This is a genomic window from Leifsonia sp. HAY1-4F (assembly GCF_056755275.1).
The window spans coordinates 1-204 of sequence record NZ_JBNDHX010000267.1; the positions used below are offsets into that span (position 1 = coordinate 1).

Sequence of the window (204 nt, forward strand, 5' to 3'; positions counted from 1 at the left end):
TCCGTCGTCGGCAGCGTCAGATGTGTATAAGAGACAGATATGCAACATGCGTTCGTGGCCCAGCCCGACGAGGTGCGAGACCAGCTGGCCGACGCCCGGGCGTTCGAAAGACGATTCGACCTGGAAGTCCTCTTCTTCGGCCGCTATCAGGGCCGGCACACCGAAGTCCATCTGCTCGAAGACGGCCCTCACGCTGTCCGTCGA

General features: G+C 61.8%; 1 protein-coding gene. It reads right to left on the reverse strand.

All coding sequences use genetic code 11. From position 1 onward, the window contains the following. Positions 1-192 (reverse strand): hypothetical protein (locus tag ACPYOG_RS19480; RefSeq protein ID WP_481295775.1); only part of this gene is annotated, 192 nt, incomplete at its 3' end. Between the last annotated feature and the right edge of the window lie 12 nt (positions 193-204).